Source organism: Phytohabitans maris (assembly GCF_031085175.1).
Taxonomy (GTDB): Bacteria; Actinomycetota; Actinomycetes; order Mycobacteriales; family Micromonosporaceae; genus Phytohabitans; species Phytohabitans maris.
Genome location: NZ_JAVHUY010000055.1, coordinates 49,523 through 68,105, shown reverse-complemented (window position 1 = coordinate 68,105; position 18,583 = coordinate 49,523). Strand labels below are relative to the sequence as shown.

Genomic DNA, 18,583 nt, shown 5'->3' with positions numbered 1-18,583 from the left:
GGGCCGGCCGGGTGGTTGTCTGAAGCGGCTCTGGAGTTGCCCTGTTTGTGCGTGCAGGTTGAGAGCTTTCTGGATTGACGACCGGCGGTCGCTGTCGGAGGGGGCCGTTCGGCTGATCGCCGCTGGTAGGGCTGTCGGATGGGGTGCGGCTGCGGGGTTGTGGTGTGGGGGTTAGGTGGTTTCGGTGATCATGGCGGCGGCGGCGGTGCGGTTGGTGGTTTCGTCGATGAGGATGAGGCCGCCGGTGGTGCGGTTGCGGCGGTATGGGTCGGCGAGTAGGGGGATGGTGGTGCGTAGGCGGATGCGGCCGATTTCGTTGAGGCCGAGTTGGGTGGCGGTTTCGTCGCGGTGGAGGGTGTTGACGTCGAGGCGGTACTGGAGGCTGCGGATGATGGCGCGGGCGGTGCGGGTGGTGTGTTTGACGGTGTATTTGCCGCCGACGGTGAGGGGGCGGGTTTCGTCCATCCAGCAGATCATGGCGTCGATGTCTTGGGTGGTGGTGGGGGCGTTGTGGGGGCGGCAGATGAGGTCGCCGCGGGAGATGTCGATTTCGTCTTGGAGGCGGATGGTGACGGACATGGGTGGGTAGGCCTCGGTGACGGGGCCGTCGGCGGTGTCGATGCTGGTGATGCGGCTGGTGAAGCCGGAGGGTAGGACCATGATCTCGTCGCCGGGTTTGAGGACGCCGGAGGCGACCTGGCCGGCGTAGCCGCGGTAGTCGGTGATGGTGGTGGATTGGGGGCGGATGACGTATTGGACGGGGAAGCGGACGTCGACCAGGTTGCGGTCGGAGGCGATGTGGACGTGTTCGAGGTGGTGTAGCAGGGAGGGGCCTTCGTACCAGGGGCTGTGCTCGGAGCGGGTGACGATGTTGTCGCCGTGTAGGGCGGAGATGGGGATGACGGTCAGGTCGGGGGCTTCGAGTTTGGCGGCGAAGGAGGTGAACTCGTCGGCGATGCGTTCGTAGACCTGTTGGGACCAGTCGACCAGGTCCATTTTGTTGACGCACAGCACGAGGTGGGGCACGCGTAGCAGCGAGCACAGGAACGCGTGCCGGCGGGATTGTTCGACCAGGCCTTTACGGGCGTCGACCAGGATCAGGGCCAGGTCGGCGGTGGAGGCGCCGGTGACCATGTTGCGGGTGTACTGGATGTGGCCGGGGGTGTCGGCGATGATGAACTTGCGCCGCGGGGTGGCGAAGTAGCGGTAGGCCACGTCGATGGTGATGCCCTGTTCGCGTTCGGCGCGGAGCCCGTCGGTGAGCAGGGCCAGGTTGGTGTACTCGTCCCCGCGGGCGGCGCTGACCGCCTCGACCGCCTCCAACTGGTCGGTGAACAGCGACTTGGTGTCGTACAGCAGCCGACCGATCAACGTCGACTTGCCGTCATCGACGCTACCGGCGGTCGCGAACCGCAGCAGGTCCATCGTGCGGGTCTCCAGCACGGGCACGCTCATCAGAAGTAGCCTTCCCGCTTACGGTCTTCCATCGCCGCCTCGCTGACCCGGTCGTCGCCGCGGGTCGCGCCGCGTTCGGTGATCCGCGTGGCGGCGACCTCCTCGATCACCGCGGCCACCGTGTCCGCCCGCGAACGGACCGCCGCCGTGCAGGAGGCGTCACCGACCGTGCGGTACCGGACCGTCTCGGTGAACACGATCTCGCCGGGGCGGGCCGCCAAGAACTCGTTGACCGCGTACAACATCCCGGCCCGATCCACCACCTCACGCTCATGCGCGTAGTAGATCTCCGGCAACGCCAACCCCTCGGCGGCGATGTAGTGCCACACGTCCAACTCGGTCCAGTTCGACAACGGGAACACCCGGATCGACTCACCCGGATGGTGCCGACCGTTGTACAACGACCACAACTCCGGCCGCTGGTTCTTCGGATCCCACTGCCCGAAATCATCCCGGAACGAGAACACCCGCTCCTTGGCCCGAGCCTTCTCCTCGTCCCGCCGCGCCCCACCAAACAACGCATCAAACCGGTACTTTTCCACCGCCGCCAGCAACACCGGCGTCTGGATCCGGTTACGCGAACCATCCCCCGACTCCCGCACCAACCCCGCCTCCAGGGCCTCCGGGACGCTGGCCACCACCAACTGCAAGCCCAACCCAGCCACCCGCGCATCCCGGAACGCGATCACCTCCGGAAAATTGTGACCGGTATCCACATGCATCACCGGAAACGGAACCCGCGCCGGCGCGAACGCCTTCTCCGCCAACCGCAGCATCACGATCGAGTCTTTACCACCCGAAAACAACAACACCGGCCGCTCCAACTCAGCGACCACCTCACGCATGATGAAGATGCTCTCGGCCTCAAGCTGGTCCACATGCGACATTCGATGCAAGGCCGGCTCCCTACGGTCGAAGCTGCGGGGTCAGGGTCAGGAACGCGAGTCAGGTCAGGGGACGCGAGTCAGGGCGGCGACCTGAGTCAGGGTCGGGGGTGCGAGTCGAAGAACGACCAGATGGTGCCGGTAGCGTCCAATGCGGACGACGGCTCGTCCAGCCCGAGCCGGCGAGCGACCGGACCCGGCGGAGTCGACCCGGGCCACTGGTGCCCGGCCCCGGCGATGGTGACAAGCTCGGTGGCCCGCCCGTCCGGGCAGCTCGACACCGCCCGGGTGACCGGGCCGGCCGTACTGCTCGCCGGTGCGCCGCATCCGTCGACCCGGCGCCAGGTGTCCACCACGGCGGGTATCGGCGGGCCGTCGATCCGGGCCGGGACGCGACCGGTACCGTCGTTGTCGCGCCGCCCCGGGCCGCCCTGGTACGGGATGGTGCGGTCGGCGGTGCCGTGGATGTGGATGACGGATATCGGTGCGGGCGCGGTGCACGGGTCGAGCATCGTCGCCGATACCGCCCCGATCGCCGCGAACGTGGTCGTGTCGCAGGCCAGCCGGTAGGCGAGCATGCCGCCGTTGGAGATGCCGGTCGCGTAGACGCGGGCCGGGTCGACCCGCACCTGGCCGGATACGATCGCGACCACCCGCGCGACGAACGCCACGTCGTTTACGCCCTCCCGTGCGGGCGGGCCGCAGCAGCCGTCGCTGACCGCCCACGCGTGGTTGAGACCGTCCGGGTACGCCACGACGAAACCCTCCCGGTCCGCGACGGGATTCCAGCCGTACGAGGACTCCGCCTGGCTGCCGCCGCCGAGCGCGCCGTGCAGCATCACGACGAGCGGGATGGCACCGGAGTCCGGCAGCGACGCCGGCCGGTACACCCGGAACGTGCGCTCGCGCCCGTCCACTGTGGTCGTGTGCGCGGACGATCCGGTCGGCAAGGGTGGCGGCGGAGGTTTCTCGTACCGGCGGATGGCGTCGCACCCGGTGCCGAGAAGAGCCACGGCGGTCACCGCCGCCACCCATCCGAGCTTGTTCATCTACAGTCGACGGTCAGCTTGACGAGTTCCCAGCCACCTTCCGGTACGTCGTCGTCCGGGTTGGTGCGCAGGTTCATCGGGTTGGCCATGCCGAGGTAGAGCGTGGATCCGGAAGCCACCATGTTGCGGATGCCGTAGTTGAGATAGTTGCCCAGGCCGGCCTTGTCGACCGCGCGGGCCGGCCGGTTGGGCGAGTCGAAGACGTAGAGGTCGCCGCCGTACGTGGGAGCCGGCTCCTCCGCCCCGCCGGTGCCGGAGTTCAGGTATCTGGCGAGGTAGCTCCAGTCCATCGTGGCGACGAAGAGCTTCCCCTCGGCCACCACCATCTTCCACGTGTAGTTGAGGAACCGTTCGCCGAAACCGGACGGGCCGTACTTCGGGGTGTATCCGGTCGAAGCCGCCGACCACGCGCCCACACCGCCCGCGGCCTCCGGGTCGAACTTGGGCAGCTGCGCGGCGCCGTAGAGCAGCTCGACCTTCTCCCGGCGGCCGCCGAGGTCCTTGCCGCGGAAGACGGAGATCGCCCGCTGGGTGTTCTCGATGGCGGCGCGGGTGGCCGCCTCGTCCTTCGGGGGATAGAACGTCATGTGCGTCGTGGTGGCCTTCAGCGGCACGTGCATCGTGCCCCAGTAGAGGTAGCCGCCGTAGGACGCGAGCCCACCCAGCGCGTACGTGTGGGCGGTGATGAGGTCCGGCTCGTACTCGGTCACCGACCACACCTGCGTCCACCCACCGGCGTCCGCGGGGTTGAGGCCCGGCTCGCCGGCCGACAGCGGCGGGCTCATCCACACGCTCGCGAGCGGGCTCGGCGCCGGCGCCGGGTCGGCGTCGGCCGCGCCCGAGGAGGCCGCGCCCGGCCAGGTGCTGACGAACACCCGTCCATCGTGGACAGCCAGGTCCGCTGGCTGGGCGGGCAGGTCGGCGACCGTCACGAACGCGAACGGGTCGGCCTTGCTGCCGGTCCAGCGCAGCACGTGCCCACCCTCGCCGCCGTTGCCGCCGACCCCGACGCCGGTGTACAGCACGCCACCGCTCACCAGGAAATGCCGGATGTTGCCGTACTCGGCGAAGTTTCGGGCACCGAGGAACGCGCCAGTGTCCGCGTCGAAGGCGAACATGTTCATCGTGGCGTTGATCCCCGGGCCGGCGAAGAACACCACGCCCTGGTGGGAGCCGGCGGCCCGGATGCCGGCGGTGCCCTGCAGGAGCTGCAGCCCGGCGGGGGACGCGGTCACCGCCGCGGTCTTCTCGGTCAGGGTCCGGGAGCGTACGTCGTACGTGTAGAGCCGGGGCATGCGGTGGTCGCCGAGGTACGGCGGCAGGTTCGGGTTTCGCTTGGCGATCTGGCTCTCGCCGTACTCGCAGACCCAGTCGTCGTTCAGGGACGGCTCCCGGGCGTCAAGCGTCCGCCCGCTGGTGAGGCAGTGCAGGTTGGCGCCGGTGCCGAACCACAGCCGGTTGCCGGTGAGCGTGATGCCCCACACGTACGCCTGGTTTACTTTGGACTGACCCTCGGCACAGGGCGGTCCGGCCGGATATGGCTGGCCGACGCCGTTGAAGCACTCGTCCGGCTGGGCTTTCGCGAGCAGCTCGTACCGGAACTCGGGCGGACGGCCCGCGGCGGCGGGCGCGGCGGTGAGCGGCGTGACCACCAGCGCGGTCGCGACGGCGGCGAGCAATCTCCTCAAGGAACGTCCTCTCCTAAGCGCGTACGGGCACACCGACGCGGCCGGCCACCCTCGCCGCCCACCCGTCGGGGTCTTCGAGATCCAGGAACCGCCCCAGCCGGGTCAGCTCGGCCACGGGCGCCTCGACGAGGTCCTCGTAGCGCATCGTCAGCAGGTGCTCCAGCCGGGCGTCGCCGAGCGCCTGCTCCGCCTGCGCGGTCATGAAGGCGCACAGCCCGAGGTACCGGCGCACGTCGCGGCCCCGCTCGCGTAGCGTGTCGGCGGTCAACCGGTCGGGCAGGTAGCGTTCGAGGGCTTCGGGAACGGCCGTGTCCGGCGTGACCCGGAACGGGTCCAGGCCGTGCGCGCCGAGCGACTCCACGCGCAGCTGGATGAGCTGGAACGAGGGGTGCCGGCTCATCGACTGCGCGGTGTCCTCCCAGTTTCGGGTCAGGTACACGACCTTCGCGTCGCGGTAGTGGCGCAGCAGGTACGGCGCCACGTAGCTGGACCCGCCGGACCGCTCCACCCAGCGCCGCTTGCGGCCGAGCGTGCTGAGCAGGTCCAGGAACGACTCGTGGTGCCGGGAGACCCGCTGGCGGGGAAACGCCGGCACGTGCTCGGCGAGCGCGTCGAAGAGCCGGTCCGGGTCGGGGGTGAGCTTCGAGAGTGTGATGGCGAGGATCCACGGCAGCCGGGTCAGGTCGCCGCCCCAACGCCCGTCGCTCGGGTAGTGCACCTCCTTCGGCGGCATGCCGATCCGGAAGAGCGTCGACAGGTCGGGCTTGGGGCTGCTGAGCAGCGTCCAGTAGTCGGCGCCGGAGAGCACGTCGTCGTCCGGCGCGAGCAGCGCGGCCGTCATGAAGAACTCCTGGACCGACAGCGTGCCGGAGTCCTCATGCAGCAGGTCGGAGAGGAGCGTCGATCCACATCGGCCGGTGCTGATGATGATCGCGCGGCCGGGCACGCCGTTCATCGCACAACCTCCTTCGCGCAATGCCGGAGCAGCCAGGGCAGCACGACCTCGCGCACAGTCTCCGGCCGGTCGACGAGGAGCGAGTGCCGTTCACCGGGTACGACCACGACGTCGGCGTGGGGCAGCAGCCGCCGGATGTCCGGCGCTAGCTCGCCGACCCGGGAGTGCCCGCCGTAGACGCAGAGGACCGGGCAGGTGATGGCGGCGATCAGCGCGTCGCCGGGCAGGCGGCTGGCCGGCAGCTCCCGGGCCACACTGGTCGCGCCGACGAACTCGCGGGCCGCGGCCAGCCGGCGGCCGGGTTGGCCGGCTTGGCTCAACCGGTACGCGACGCGGTGAAACCAGGCGGGGGTGGGCGGGGAGGATTCGATGGTGGTGACCGTGGCGACCGCCTCCGGCCGGCGGATCGCGTACGCGAACGCGATCGTGCCGCCGAAGGAGTTGCCGAGCAGGTGCACCGGGCCGGTGACGCCGATCGCGTCAAGCAACGCGTCCAGGTCGTCGACGAAGTCGTCCAATGTGTACCCGGTGAGCGGCCGCTCGGTGTGCCCGTGCCCGCGCAGGTCGTACGCGACGACTCGCAGCCCCGCGTCGGAGACCGGTTTGGCGAGCGTGAAGTACCAGCTCGCCAGCGTGTCTCCGGCCATGCCGTGGATCATCACGGCGGTGGGCGGCGCTGGTTCGTCGCCGGCGGGCGGCAGTTGTGCCACGTGTACCGCGATCCCGTTGGCCCGTACGGTGTTCACGCCGGCACCTTGTCCGGGTCGGCTTCCGGGAGCGCGCCGGCGATGAACGCGACGAGCTGCCCGACCCGCAGGTCGCGCACCGACTCCAGGTCGAGGGCGGCGACGAACTGCGCGAGGTTTACCGCGTCGCCGTAGCGCGCCTGGAGCCGGCCGGCGAGCGCGACGATGTCGATGCTCTCCATCTCCAGGTCGTGCCGGAACGTGGTGTCCATCGTGATGTCCTCGTCGGCGGCCTCGCCGAGGACGGCCCGTAGCATGTTGGCGACCTCCGCGAGGATGTCGCCCTCCTCCACACCCATGTGCTGTTCCCTTCTGCTACGCCCCGCCGGTAGGCAGGGGCCCCCATGTCCAGCCGACGGCGTACCGCCGCGGCGGCAGGTCGTCGGGGTTGTGCACGATGCGATGACCGACACGGTAGGTGCGGCCGGAGACCTCTACGGTGAGTACGTCCGGCGTGGCCGCCACCACGGCCAACCGGCGCGGGTTGCCGGCGAGCCCGGTGCCCTCGGCCTTCCCGGCGGCTTCCTTGGCGGTCCAGAAGCGGGCGAACCACTCGGTGGCATCACCGCCTAGGGAGGAGAGGAGCGCCCTTTCCCTTTCGGACAGTGCGAAGTCGACGGTGCTGGGCGGGCGCTCGATGATCTCGGCGACGTCGATCCCCACGCCCGGAGCGTCGTCCGGCGTAGCCGGCTCGCGCGCCTTGGCGATCGCCACGCCGATCTCGCCGGTGTGCGCCAGGGAGACGTCGCAGGCGCGGTAGTCGCGCATCGGCGAGGTGAGCAGCCGGGGCCGCCCGTCCGGGTCGTTCGTCACGGTCAGCTCGATCGGGTAGACGTTCTCGTGGCCGTCCTCCCACAGCCGGAACCGGACCGCGTCCTTGGCGGCGATCCGCCCCAGCAGCCACCCCTTGCGCTGTCCGGGCGGCTGCCGCTCGTAGTCGGCGTACCGGGTGTTGCCGAGGACGGCGCGTGCCGCCATGCCCTGGGTGACCAGGTCGGTCCAGCAGTCGAACGCCATCGCCCAGCCCTCCGGCTGCCGCAGCGACATCGGATGGCGTTCCGGGAAGCGCTCGGCCGGCTTGGCGGTGTGGTGGCTGTCGAACCGCCGGTCGAGCACGCCGTCGATCTGCGCCCACACCCGCCCGCCGACCATGAGCTGCGCGGCGGCGACGATCTGCGTGTCGTCGATCGACCCGACCCGGGCCACGCACTCGACCGGGGTGCCGGCGGCCGGCGCCGGGCCGAAGAACCGTACGTGGCCGAGGCCGACCGGGAGCGCGACGGTCCGGGACGGCTGGGTGGCGACGAGCCAGTTGCCGATCAGCTGCAGGGCGTTGTCGAGCAGGGCCCCGGGCGGCGTGGGGGTGGTGAGCAGGCCGCGGGCGTGCCGCTCGCCGAGCGCGTGCACGGTGGTGACGGCCTGGAAGAGCGGGCCGTGGAACATCAGCCGGTCCGCGTACATCTCGGCGGCGCTGACCGGTGTCGGCCGTTCGGTGGCCGGGTCGTGCCGCCAGGGCTCGGGCCGGTCCGCCGGATACTCCGGGGCGACCTCGACCGTGGCGCGGGCGTACGGTCCGAACTGGACGGACATCCGCCCCGGTCCGGCCGGCGTCACGGTGATGGCGATGTCCTGCGGCGGCGCGGCGATGATCCAGCGGTTGAACCGGGCGTCCCGCACGGCGACCGCGCGCTGCCCGGGTGCGGCCCGCTCGGCGGCGTCCATCATGTGCTGGACGACCGTGGTCGCGGGCACTACCGGCCAGCGGTCGGCCATGTCCGGCCAGTCCTCGGGCTGTACGAAGAAGCAGTGGTCGCGCAGGTACGGCATGGTCTCCAGGCTGGCCCGCAGCACCGTCCGGTACGGCTGGGGCGGCGCCGGCGGTCGGGGCGCGGGCCGCACCGGAGCGGCCGGTGGGCGCGCCGCGGCCTGCAGGACCGTGACCGCGCTGCCGGCCGTGTCGCGCAGCAGGGCGGCGAGCTCGGCGGCGGCGCTCGACTGCCCGGCCAGCCGGTCCAACGTGGACAGCGCTGCACCGGGCACTGGCTCGGGGCGGCGCGGGGCCGCCGGTACGGGTGGGCTGTCGTGCCCGAGCAGGTCGCCGGCGCCGTCGCCGAGGCTGACCAGCGAGCCGCCGAGGTCGAGCTTGACCACCGGGCCCTTCCGGGCCGGGCGGGCGGTGGCTGGTGCCGGGTCGAGCGCGGCGAGGTCCGGCGTGCCGCCCTCGACCCACAGGGCGGTGGCGACCCGGCGCAGCTGGTTGAGGCCGGCGCGGTGCGGCACGTTGACCGGCATCGCGAGGTGGTCGCGCCCGCGCAGGTTGTCGCCGATCAGCGAGGCCAGCTGCCCGGTGCCGACCTGGAGGAAGACCCGCACACCCGCGTCGTACATCGCGGTGACGAGCGCGCGGAACCGGACCGGTTCCAGCATGTGCCGCACGAACAGCTCCTGTACCCGCTCCGGCTCGGTCGGGAACGGCGCCGCGACGGTGGCCGACCAGACCGGTACCCGTGGCGGGCGCACCTCGGAGCGGCGCAGCGCGTCGCCGATCGCCCGCAGTCCGGTGGCGAACCGCGGCGTGTGGAACGCCGAGCGGAACGGCAGCTTCTGGCAGAGCACGTTCCGCGCCCGCAGGGCCTGGACGAGTCGGTCTACTTCGGACTCCGGCCCGTTGACCACGCACTGCGACGGCGTGTTGTCGTGCGAGAGCACCACGCCGGGGTACTCGTCGAGCAGCGGCGTGATCCGCTGCGCGGGCGCGCCGGCCACCGCGAACGCGTAGCCGGAGACCTCCACCGAGGCCGCGTCGAACAGTGTCAGGAACTCGTCCATCGAGGACGCGCTGACCTGCCCGGTGGTGGCCGCCGCGGCCCACTCGCCGAGGCTGTAGCCGGCGACCGCGTCCGGGCGTACGCCGAGGTGGCCGAGCGCTTGGTCGAGCAGCTTGCCCACCTCGATGACGCCGGCGCCGTGCCGGCCCAGGTCCATCGCCGTCCAGTCCCGGTCGGCGAGCCGGAAGCGGGCGGCGACGTCCCGGGTCCGCGGCTCGAACTCGGTTTCCAGGCCGGGGAAGACGAACGCCAGCCGGCCCGCCGCGGGACCGGCGAGCAGGGGCCGCGGGCTGAACCAGACGTCCCGGGCGCCCCGCCAGGGGGCACCGGCGGCGACCGCGCGCCGGGCCACGGCCAGCCGCCGCTCGTCGGGACCGACCACGCCGAGCCGGCACCCTCCGGCGGTGCCCGCCGCGCCGTTTCCCGCGATTCCGGCCGCGCGTACCGCCGCGCCGTCGCCGTCGAGCAGCCGGGCCAGGGCCGCCGGGTCGGGTGCGGCCAGCCAGAGCACCTCGTCCGGCTGGTCGACCGCGACCGCCCGGGTGGGTACGCCGGGACCGGCCGTGTAGGCGTCCACTGTGTCCGGTGCCTGTTCGAGCACGAGGTGCGCGTTGATGCCGCCGAAGCCGAACGCGTTGACGCCGGCCCGGCGCGGCCCGTCGGACTCCCACGGCTGGGCCGAGGGGATCGGCGCGAACCGGGTCTGCGCGAGCTCCGGGCGCGGCGCGTCGCAGTGCAGGGTGGGCAGCAGTACCCCGTGGTGGACGGCGAGGGCGGCCTTGATGAGGCCGGCGGCGCCGGCGGCCGGCATGGTGTGCCCGATCATCGACTTCACCGAGCCGATCACCGGACGGGCGTCTCCCCGGTGCGGTCCGAAGACCTCGGCCACCGTGGTGAGCTCGGCGGCGTCGCCGGTGGGTGTCGCGGTGCCGTGCGCCTCCAGCAGGCCGAGCGCGTCGGGCGCGGTGGGGTCCAGCCCGGCCGCGGCCCAGGCCCGCCGGATCGCCAGCACCTGGCCGGCCGTGGCCGGGTTGAACATGCTCGCCGCGCGCCCGTCGCTGGACGTGCCGCTGCCGCGGATCACGGCGTAGACCCGGTCGCCGTCGCGCGCCGCGTCAGCCAGGCGCTTGAGCACCACGATGCCGGTACCCTCGCCGATGAGCAGCCCGTCCGCGCCCGCGTCGAACGGGCGGATCTCGCCGCGCCGGGACAGCGCGCCGAGCTGGCTGAAGACCGACCAGAAGCTGATGTCGTGGGTGTGGTGGACGCCGCCGGCGAGCACCGCGTCCAGCCGCCCGCCGTTCAGCTCCGCGATCGCCTGGTCCACGGCCAGCAGCGAGGAGGCGCAGGCGCCGTCCACTGTGTACGCGGGGCCGCGCAGGTTGAGCCGGTTCGCGATCCGGGAGGCGGCCAGGTTGGGGACGATGCCGATCGTGCCCTCCGGCTGGTGCCGGCCGAGCCGCTCCTCGAACCGGCGCCGCACCAGGTCGATCCGGTCCGGGTCGACGTCCGGCAGCACCTCCCGCAGCACCTGGACGAGCTGGGTGGGTACCCGCACCCGGGTGGCGTACCGCGCCTGGGCGGGGCTGAGCGTGCCGCCCCGGCCGAGGATGACACCCACCCGGTCACCGGCCGGCATGCGCTCCGGGCCGCCGGCGTCGTCGATGGCCGCGGCGGCGACCTTCAGCGCGATGAGCTGGTCGGGCTCGACGTCGCCGACCGAGGCCGGCATGATGCCGAACCGGAGCGGGTCGAACGTGGCCAGGTCGTCGACGAACCCGCCGCGCCGGCAGTACAGCCGGTCCGGCCGGTGTGCCTCGTCCGGCTCGTAGAACGCGGGATCCCACCGGTGTGGCGGCACGTCGCTGATCGCGTCCACGCCGTCGACGAGGTTGCGCCAGTACTGCTCCAGCGTGCCCGCCGAGGGCATCAGCGCGGCCATCCCCACGATGGCGACCTGGTGCCCGGTCGTTGCCGTCACCGGCGCCTCACCACCCCGACGCCGTGTAGACCACCGACGTGGTGGTCGGGTCACCCCAGGCCAGCTCGCGCAGCAGGCAGAGCGCGCCCTCCTCGGGGTCGATCAGGTCGATGCCGCGGCGGGCGTACTCCTTGCCCAGCTCGGCGGTGACCATCCCACCGTGGCCGGGCCCGGGCGCCCACGGTCCCCAGTGGACGGTGAGGCAGCGGTTGCCGGTGTCCGCCGCCCAGCGCGCGCCGAGCATGTCGAGCGCGTCGTTGGCGGCCGCGTAGTCGCTCTGGCCCCGGTTGCCGTACGCGGCGGCGATGCTGCCGAACAGCACCACGAACCGCGGGGCGGGGGAGAGGCCGTCGAGCGCACCGAGCACCGCCCGGGCACCCTCCACTTTGGTGCCGAAGACCCGCGCGAACGACTCCGGGGTCTTGTCGGCGATCAGCTTGTCTTCGATGACGCCGGCCGCGTACACCAGCCCGTCGACCCGGCCGTGCTCGGCGTGGAGCGTCTTGAGCAGGCGACGCACCGCCTCCTCGTCGCGCACGTCCAGCGCGTGGTACCGCGCCTCGGCGCCGAGCTCGCGCAGCTCGTGGAGGGTCGCCTCGACCTCCCGCCCGGCCAGGACGGCGCGGGCGGCACGCTCGATCTCGGCGGGTGCGCGCAGCCCTTGCCGGGCCAGCGCCGCGCGCAGCTCGGCACCGTCCACACCGGCCAGCTCCGGACTCTGCGGGCCGCTCGGCAGCGGGGTACGGCCGACCAGCTCGAGGCGGCAGCCGCTGGCGGCGGCGAGCGCGCGGGCGCACCACGGCGTGATGCCCCGCGCACCGCCGAACATGACCAGGACGGAGTCGCGGTCGAGCCCGATCGCCTGAGCCTCCGCCACGCCGTCGCCGGCCGGCCCGGCGCCGCCGGCCGCGAGCGCGCCGAGGGCCCGCGGCACGAGGTCGTACCCGTACCGGCCGCCGTCCGCGCGGAGGACGACCGGCGCGTCGCCGCCGCTCAGCAGCTCCTCGACAAGCGCGCCGGGCGGGTCGCCGTCGGCCACCAGCAGCCGGGCGGTGCACTGTGGATACTCGCGCGCGGCGGTGCGGAACAGGCCGCGCAAGCCGTCGCCGCCGGTGGCGCCGGTGGCCGCGAGCAGCCAGCGGACGCCGCCGGCGAGGGCCCGCTTGACCAGTGGGAACGATCCGGGCAGCGCGGCCGCCTCGCCGAGCAGGAGCAGCCCGTCCGCGCCGTCGACGGCCGCCTCGTCGCCGGGATCCGCCGCCCGCACCGTGGCGCCGTGCGCGGCGAGCAGATCGGCCATGGCACGCACCTGCTCCGGCTCGGCGGCGACGGCGAACGTCGCGCCGGCGAGCGGGCCGGCCGGCTGGTCCGCCGGTTCGCCGAGCGGCACCAGCGTGGTCACCAGGCGCTTGGGCGGGACGCCGGCGGACCCGGACGGCGGGCCGGTCGCGTCCGGCCCAGCCGATAACGCCGCGACGCCCGTACCGCCCGCAGCGCCGGCGCCGGCGCCGGCGACCTTCTCGATGAGCCAGGCGACCATCGCGCGTACCGTGCGGGCCTTGACCAGATCCTCCAGTTCGGACTCGTCGCCCTCGGTGGAGAGTCCTAGCCGGGCGGCCACCTCGCCGGCCACCTCGGCCCGCTTGATGGAGTCGACGCTCAGGTCGGCCTCCAGGTCCAGGTCGAGCTCGATCAGGTCCACCGGATAGCCGGTCCGCTCGCTGATCACCGCCAGCACCGAGCCCTGGAAGTCCAGTGTGGCCGGTGCCGGCTCGACGGCCGCCGCCGGCGTTACGGCCTGGACGGGCGGGGCGGCCGGCTCCGGCTCCGGCTCCAGCGTAGCGACCGCCGCGGGAATCGCGGCCGGCGCCGGCACCGGGGCGGGCTGCCAGACGAGCTGCCCGCCCCCGCCGAGGTACGCGAGCAGGACGTCGCGCTGGGACGCGATCATCTCCCGGCTGGTGCGCAGGAAATCGCTCAGCAGCTCGTCCCGGCTGTCCCGGCCGGTGGATCCGTTGGACCCGTTCATCGACAACTCCTTGATGCGTCGAGGGGGCGCCATGCCGCCACGCAGGCTGTCCCCGTTGCTGTCCCGGACGAGCTGACCGTCGACCGTCCACATCGGGCGGTCAGCGGGCTCGGCGCTCCCGCTTTCCGCCGGGGTCCTGCCGTGGAACAGCCAGCCGGGCCGGACCGGTACCCCGGCGCAGGCGAGCTCGGCGATCGCGGTGAGGAAGGCGCGCAGGCCCTCGCCGGCCTGGCCGTCGCAGGCCACCGCGAGGTGCGGCCGGTCACCGAGCACCGCGCGGACCAGCTTGGTCAGCACGCCGCCCGGGCCGGCTTCCACGAAGACCCGCGCGCCGCTCGCGTACATGGCCTCGATCTGCTCCACGAAGCGCACCGGCGCGCCGATCTGGGCGGCGAGCTCGGCCCGGACCGCGTCGGCGCCGGCCGGGTACGGCGCAGCGGTCCGGTTGGCCCACACCGGGATCCGGGGCGCGGCCACCGGCTGGCCGGCGAGCGCGACGGCGAAGCGCTCCCCGCCGGCGGCCACGACCGGGCTGTGGAAGGCGCACGCGACCGGGATGGCGCGGGCGGAGAGCCCGGCCGCCTTCAGCGCGGCGGTCGCCGACCGTACCGCCGGTGTGGGGCCGGAGATCACCACCTGCGCCGGTCCGTTGTGGTTGGCCAGGACGACGTCGCCGGTGAGGCCGGCTGTGGCGATCACCTCGTGCACCTGGGCGGGCGCGGCGGCGACGGCGGCCATCGTGCCCGGGTCGTCGCCGGCAGCGGCGAGGATCGAGGCGGCGCGGTCCCGGCTGAGGGCGAGCAGGGCCGCCGGGTCGTACGCGCCGGCGACGCAGAGCGCCACCAGCTCGCCGTAGCTGTGCCCGCCCGCCATGTCCGGCCGTACGCCGAGGCGGCGCAGCAGGTGGTCGACGGCGAGGCCGCCGATGCCCAGCACCGGCTGGGCGACCCGGGTGTCGCGTACCCGATCCTCCTGCGCGCGGGCCGCCTCGGGGTCGAACGCGGAGGGCGGGAAGAGCGTGCCGGCCCACCACTGTCCAAGGTGGAGGTAGCGGCGCAGGTCGGGGAACGCCACGAACAGCTCGGCGAGCGAGCCGGGCCGCTGGCTGCCCTGCCCGGGAAAGAGGAACGCCACCTTGCCCCCGGCCGGCGACGGCGGCTGCACCAGCCCGTCTCCAGGCGCGTGCTCGCCGGCCAGCGCCCGCCGCAGCAGCCGCAGCAGCTCGTCGACGTCCCGCGCGACGACCGCCACCTGTACCGGCCCGCCGCGCGGGTCCGACTCGCGGGCGAGCGCCGCGGCCAGGTCGCGCAGCCGCCGCGTCCGGCCCTCGGCGAGCTGGACGAGCTTTTCGACCGCGCGGTACGCGGTGTCGCGGTCGGCGCCGCGGAAGCAGAACAGCTCGGCCGGCCATTCGTCGCGCGCGTGCCGAGGCTGCGGCGCGCCCGGGTGCGCGGCCAGGACGACGTGGTAGTTGGTGCCGCCGAAGCCGAACGCGCTCACCCCGGCGTACCGCCGCTCGTGTGGGGTGAGCCAGGGGCGGGGCGCGGTGTGGAAGACGAACGGGCTGCGCTCGGGGTCCCATGCCGGGTTGGGGCGGCTCAGGTTGCTGGTCGGCGGCTTGACGCCGGTGTGCAGCGCCAGCACCGTCTTGATCACGCCGGCCAGCCCGGCGGCGCACTTGGTGTGCCCGATCTGCGACTTCACCGACCCCAGTACGCAGCCGCCGGGCTCGGCGCCGGCCTCCTGGAACATCGTGGTCAGCGTCTCCAGCTCGGTGCGGTCGCCGACGACCGTGCCGGTGCCGTGCGCCTCGACCAGCTCCACGTCGCGGGGGGAGACGCCACTGTGGTGGTACGCCCGGTCGAGCGCGCGGCGCTGCCCGGCGGGGCGCGGTGCGGTCAGGCCGAGCGCGCGGCCGTCGCTGGAGGCGCCGACCCCCTTGACCACCGCGTAGATCCGGTCGCCGTCGCGCTCGGCGTCGGCCAGCCGCTTGAGCACCAGGCAGGCGACGCCCTCGCCGAGCGCGATGCCGTCGCCGGTGCTGTCGAAGGTGCGGCAGCGCCCGGTCGGCGACAGCGCGTGCGCCGAGGTGAACATCAGGTAGTCGTTGATGCCGTTGTGCAGGTCGGCGCCGCCGCAGATCATCAGGTCGCTGCCGCCGGTGGCCAGCTCCTTGCACGCCGCGTCCAGCGCGGCGAGGGAGGAGGCGCAGGCGGCGTCCACAGTGAAGTTCGGCCCGCCCAGGTCGAGCCGGTTGGCGACCCGGCCGGCGATGACGTTGGCCAGGATCCCGGGGAACGAGTCCTCGGTGACCCGCGGCAGCTGCTCCTCCAGCCCGGCCGGCACCTCACCGAGGTACGCGGGGAGCATGGTGCGCAGCGTCTGCGCGTTCGCCATGTCGCTGCCCGCCTCGGCGCCGAATATCACGCCGGTGCGCGAGTGGTCGGCGCCCGGGGCGTCGTACGGATATCCGGCGTCGACCAGCGCCCGGTGCGACAGCTCCAGGGCGAGCAGCTGGGTCGGGTCGATGCTGGCCAGCGCGGCGGGCGGGATGCCGTACCGGATCGCGTCGAACGGCACCGGGTCGATGAAGCCGCCCCACTTGGAGACGCTGATCCGGCCGGTCTGGCCGGGGCCGACCTCGGGGGCGTAGTAGTGCTCGACGTCCCACCGGTCGGCCGGTACCTCGGTGATCGTGTCCCGGCCGTCGAGGATCGTCCGCCAGAACGCGGCCAGGTCCGGCGAGCCGGGGAAGACGCAGGACATGCCGACGATCGCGATGTCCAATGGGGACGGCGGCTGGCCGGCCGGTTCGTCGAGCGCCAGCTCGTCCCGCAGGGCCGCGACCCTGGCCCGGTGAAAGTCCGCCGCCGCCGCGGTGACGCCGCGGTGCAGGTCGGCGACGGTCGTCCGCTCCGTACGGAGCACCGCCACCTGGCCGGCCATGAACAGGCCCTCGGTGTGCTGCACCGCCTCGTCCACGGCCACGATCCGGTCGCCCTCGCGGCGCAGCCCCTTGCTCGCGATGCGCAGCCGGCCGACGTTGAGCGTCTCCAGGTGCTCCCACATCTGCCGGCTCTCCACGCCGGCGGCCTCCAGTTCGGTGCGCAGCCGGTGGAAGTCGTCGACGAACGGGCTGTGCACGCAGCGCGTGGCGTGCCCCGGCGCGGTCTCCAGCAGCGCCGTGCCGGTGGCCTCCAGCGCCGCGCGCTGGAACAGCGGCCGGACCGCTCCACAGTCGACCGCCTCGCGGGTGAACAGGTACGCGGTGCCCATCAGGACGCCGATCCGCACGCCCCGCCGGGTCAGCGGCGCGGCCAGCGCGGCCACCATCGCGGCCGACCGGGCGTCGTGGATGCCGCCGGCGAAGAAGACCTGCACCGCGCCGGCCTCGGCCGGATGCTCGTCGAGGAACTCCTCCAGGACGGCCAACTGGGCCTCCCAGAGCGGAAAGCTGGTGCGCGGCCCGACATGCCCGCCGCACTCGGCGCCCTCGAAGACGAACCGGCGCGCGCCGGCCCGCAGGAACTGCTTGAGCAGCACGGGGGAGGGCACGTGCAGGAACGCGGCGATCCCCTCGGCCTCCAGCGCCTTGGCCTGGGCCGGGCGGCCACCGGCGATGATGACGCAGCGCGGCCGTACCTCCCTGATCACCTCGATCTGCGCGGCCCGCAGCTCCTCCGGGGCGAACCCGAGCACGCCCACGCCCCACGGCGCCTCGCCCAGCGCGGCGGCCGCTTCGGTCAGCATGCGGCGGGACTGCTCCGCGTCGGCCAGGGCGAGCGCGACGAACGGGAGGGCGCCGTCGGCCGCGACCGCCGCGGCGAACGGGGCCTCGTCGCTGACCCGGGTCATCGGGCCCTGGGCCACCGGTATCCGGATGCCGAGGGCCTGGGCCAGCGGCGCGTCCGGCGCCAGCGTACGGCCGGCCGCATCGCCGTCGAGCGCGTCCAGGATCGCCGCCCGGATGCCGCGCACCGCGGCGCGGGTGTCCCGCCATCGCCGCGTGAACACCGAGGCCAGCCAGCCGTCCGTACCGACCGGGAGCAGGTCGCCGTCCACTTTCAGCCCCCGCTGCTCTCCGATGAGGACGGTCTCGGAGCCGTCCATGCGGCGGATCGCGGCGAGGGCCTCGTCGGGCAGCTCGGACTCGGGCATCAGGGCGAGCTGGCTGTCGAGTACCACGCCGGCCGCGCCGCCGACCACGCAGGCCGCCGCGGTGCGCGGGCCGATGCCGCCGGCCACCCACACCGGCAGGCCGAGCGTCTCGTCGGCGAGCAGCCGCTGGGCCAGCACGAACGCGCTCAGCTCGCTGACCCGCCCGCCCGACTCCGCGCCGCGGGCGATCAGCCCGTGCGCTCCGGCGGCCGCGGCGGCGCGGGCCTCGTCGTGGCTGGTCACCTCGACCAGCAGGCGGAACCGCCCGGCCGCCCCGGCCACCGGCCACGCGCTGTCCACCGGGAGGACGACGAGCTCGATCTGCCCGCCGGCGGCACGCTCCACATCGGAGGGCTCGGCGACGCAGCCGGCGGGCACGCGGACCCCGATCGGGCCGGTGGCCGCCTCGGTCAGGGCCGACAGCGCGCGGTCGCCGCCGCCGGCCAGGTCGAGTACCCCCACGCCGCCACCCGCGCGCGCCGCGGCGACGAGGCGTGGACTGGTTTCGGCGCCACCGCATGGGGTCATGGCGATGACGAGGTCGAACGGAACCCGGGCAGCAGCCATCGGAACCTCGCTGGTAGGTGGGGCCCTGACGTGCGGTCCAAGATGTCCACATCGGACTCACGTGAATCGATCTCACGTTGGGTGCCAACGTAGGTTCCGTCTGTTACTCGGCAGTTAAGTGCTCTTTTTCAACCGAAGAACATAAGTTGGGCGAAGCCCGTCCCCGGGGACGTTTCCGCAGTTCACGGCATGACCGCTGCTGGGCGATATGACCCAGTCGAGATGAGACCCGGGCCGGTCCGC

9 protein-coding genes are annotated in these 18,583 nt (G+C 73.3%); all 9 read right to left on the bottom strand.

Going from position 1 to position 18,583, the window contains the following annotated elements:
• Positions 1–171 precede the first annotated feature (171 nt).
• The 9 genes from RB614_RS38475 to RB614_RS38435 all read right to left on the bottom strand — a co-directional run bounded on the left by RB614_RS38475 (position 172) and on the right by RB614_RS38435 (position 18,340).
• Positions 172–1,455 carry a sulfate adenylyltransferase subunit 1 gene (locus tag RB614_RS38475; RefSeq protein ID WP_308717262.1) on the bottom strand — a complete coding sequence of 428 codons (1,284 nt, stop codon included), beginning with the start codon at positions 1,453–1,455 and terminating at the stop codon, positions 172–174.
• Positions 1,455–2,342 (bottom strand): sulfate adenylyltransferase subunit CysD, encoded by an 888-nt coding sequence (gene cysD, locus RB614_RS38470; protein WP_308717647.1) that lies wholly within the window; start codon positions 2,340–2,342, stop codon positions 1,455–1,457. Before cysD ends, RB614_RS38475 begins: the two co-directional genes overlap by 1 nt.
• A gap of 95 nt (positions 2,343–2,437) precedes the next feature.
• The gene (locus RB614_RS38465) at positions 2,438–3,388 is read right to left on the bottom strand and encodes an extracellular catalytic domain type 1 short-chain-length polyhydroxyalkanoate depolymerase (protein WP_308717646.1); all 951 of its coding nucleotides are present in this window, start codon (positions 3,386–3,388) and stop codon (positions 2,438–2,440) included.
• A complete protein-coding gene (locus RB614_RS38460; RefSeq protein ID WP_308717645.1) occupies positions 3,385–5,076 on the bottom strand; it encodes a hypothetical protein in 1,692 nt (563 codons plus the stop codon). The genes RB614_RS38465 and RB614_RS38460 overlap by 4 nt, the downstream gene beginning before the upstream one ends.
• Positions 5,077–5,089: 13 nt before the next feature.
• A complete protein-coding gene (locus tag RB614_RS38455; protein ID WP_308717644.1) occupies positions 5,090–6,031 on the bottom strand; it encodes a sulfotransferase domain-containing protein in 942 nt (313 codons plus the stop codon).
• Positions 6,028–6,777 (bottom strand): alpha/beta fold hydrolase, encoded by a 750-nt coding sequence (locus RB614_RS38450; protein ID WP_308717643.1) that lies wholly within the window; start codon positions 6,775–6,777, stop codon positions 6,028–6,030. The genes RB614_RS38455 and RB614_RS38450 overlap by 4 nt, the downstream gene beginning before the upstream one ends.
• Positions 6,774–7,076 carry an acyl carrier protein gene (locus RB614_RS38445; RefSeq protein WP_308717642.1) on the bottom strand — a complete coding sequence of 101 codons (303 nt, stop codon included), beginning with the start codon at positions 7,074–7,076 and terminating at the stop codon, positions 6,774–6,776. Before RB614_RS38445 ends, RB614_RS38450 begins: the two co-directional genes overlap by 4 nt.
• A 16-nt stretch (positions 7,077–7,092) precedes the next feature.
• Positions 7,093–11,586, bottom strand: coding sequence for a beta-ketoacyl synthase N-terminal-like domain-containing protein (locus RB614_RS38440; protein ID WP_308717641.1), 4,494 nt, complete (start codon positions 11,584–11,586; stop codon positions 7,093–7,095).
• Positions 11,587–11,593: 7 nt separating this feature from the next.
• The gene (locus RB614_RS38435; RefSeq protein ID WP_308717640.1) at positions 11,594–18,340 is read right to left on the bottom strand and encodes an SDR family NAD(P)-dependent oxidoreductase; all 6,747 of its coding nucleotides are present in this window, start codon (positions 18,338–18,340) and stop codon (positions 11,594–11,596) included.
• Positions 18,341–18,583 lie beyond the last annotated feature (243 nt).

Coding starts and splice junctions, on each gene's coding strand:
- RB614_RS38475 (WP_308717262.1), bottom strand. CDS start 1,455: ATGAGCGTGCCCGTGCTGGAGACCCGCACGATGGACCTGCTGCGGTTC.
- cysD (WP_308717647.1), bottom strand. CDS start 2,342: ATGTCGCATGTGGACCAGCTTGAGGCCGAGAGCATCTTCATCATGCGT.
- RB614_RS38465 (WP_308717646.1), bottom strand. CDS start 3,388: ATGAACAAGCTCGGATGGGTGGCGGCGGTGACCGCCGTGGCTCTTCTC.
- RB614_RS38455 (WP_308717644.1), bottom strand. CDS start 6,031: ATGAACGGCGTGCCCGGCCGCGCGATCATCATCAGCACCGGCCGATGT.
- RB614_RS38445 (WP_308717642.1), bottom strand. CDS start 7,076: ATGGGTGTGGAGGAGGGCGACATCCTCGCGGAGGTCGCCAACATGCTA.
- RB614_RS38435 (WP_308717640.1), bottom strand. CDS start 18,340: ATGGCTGCTGCCCGGGTTCCGTTCGACCTCGTCATCGCCATGACCCCA.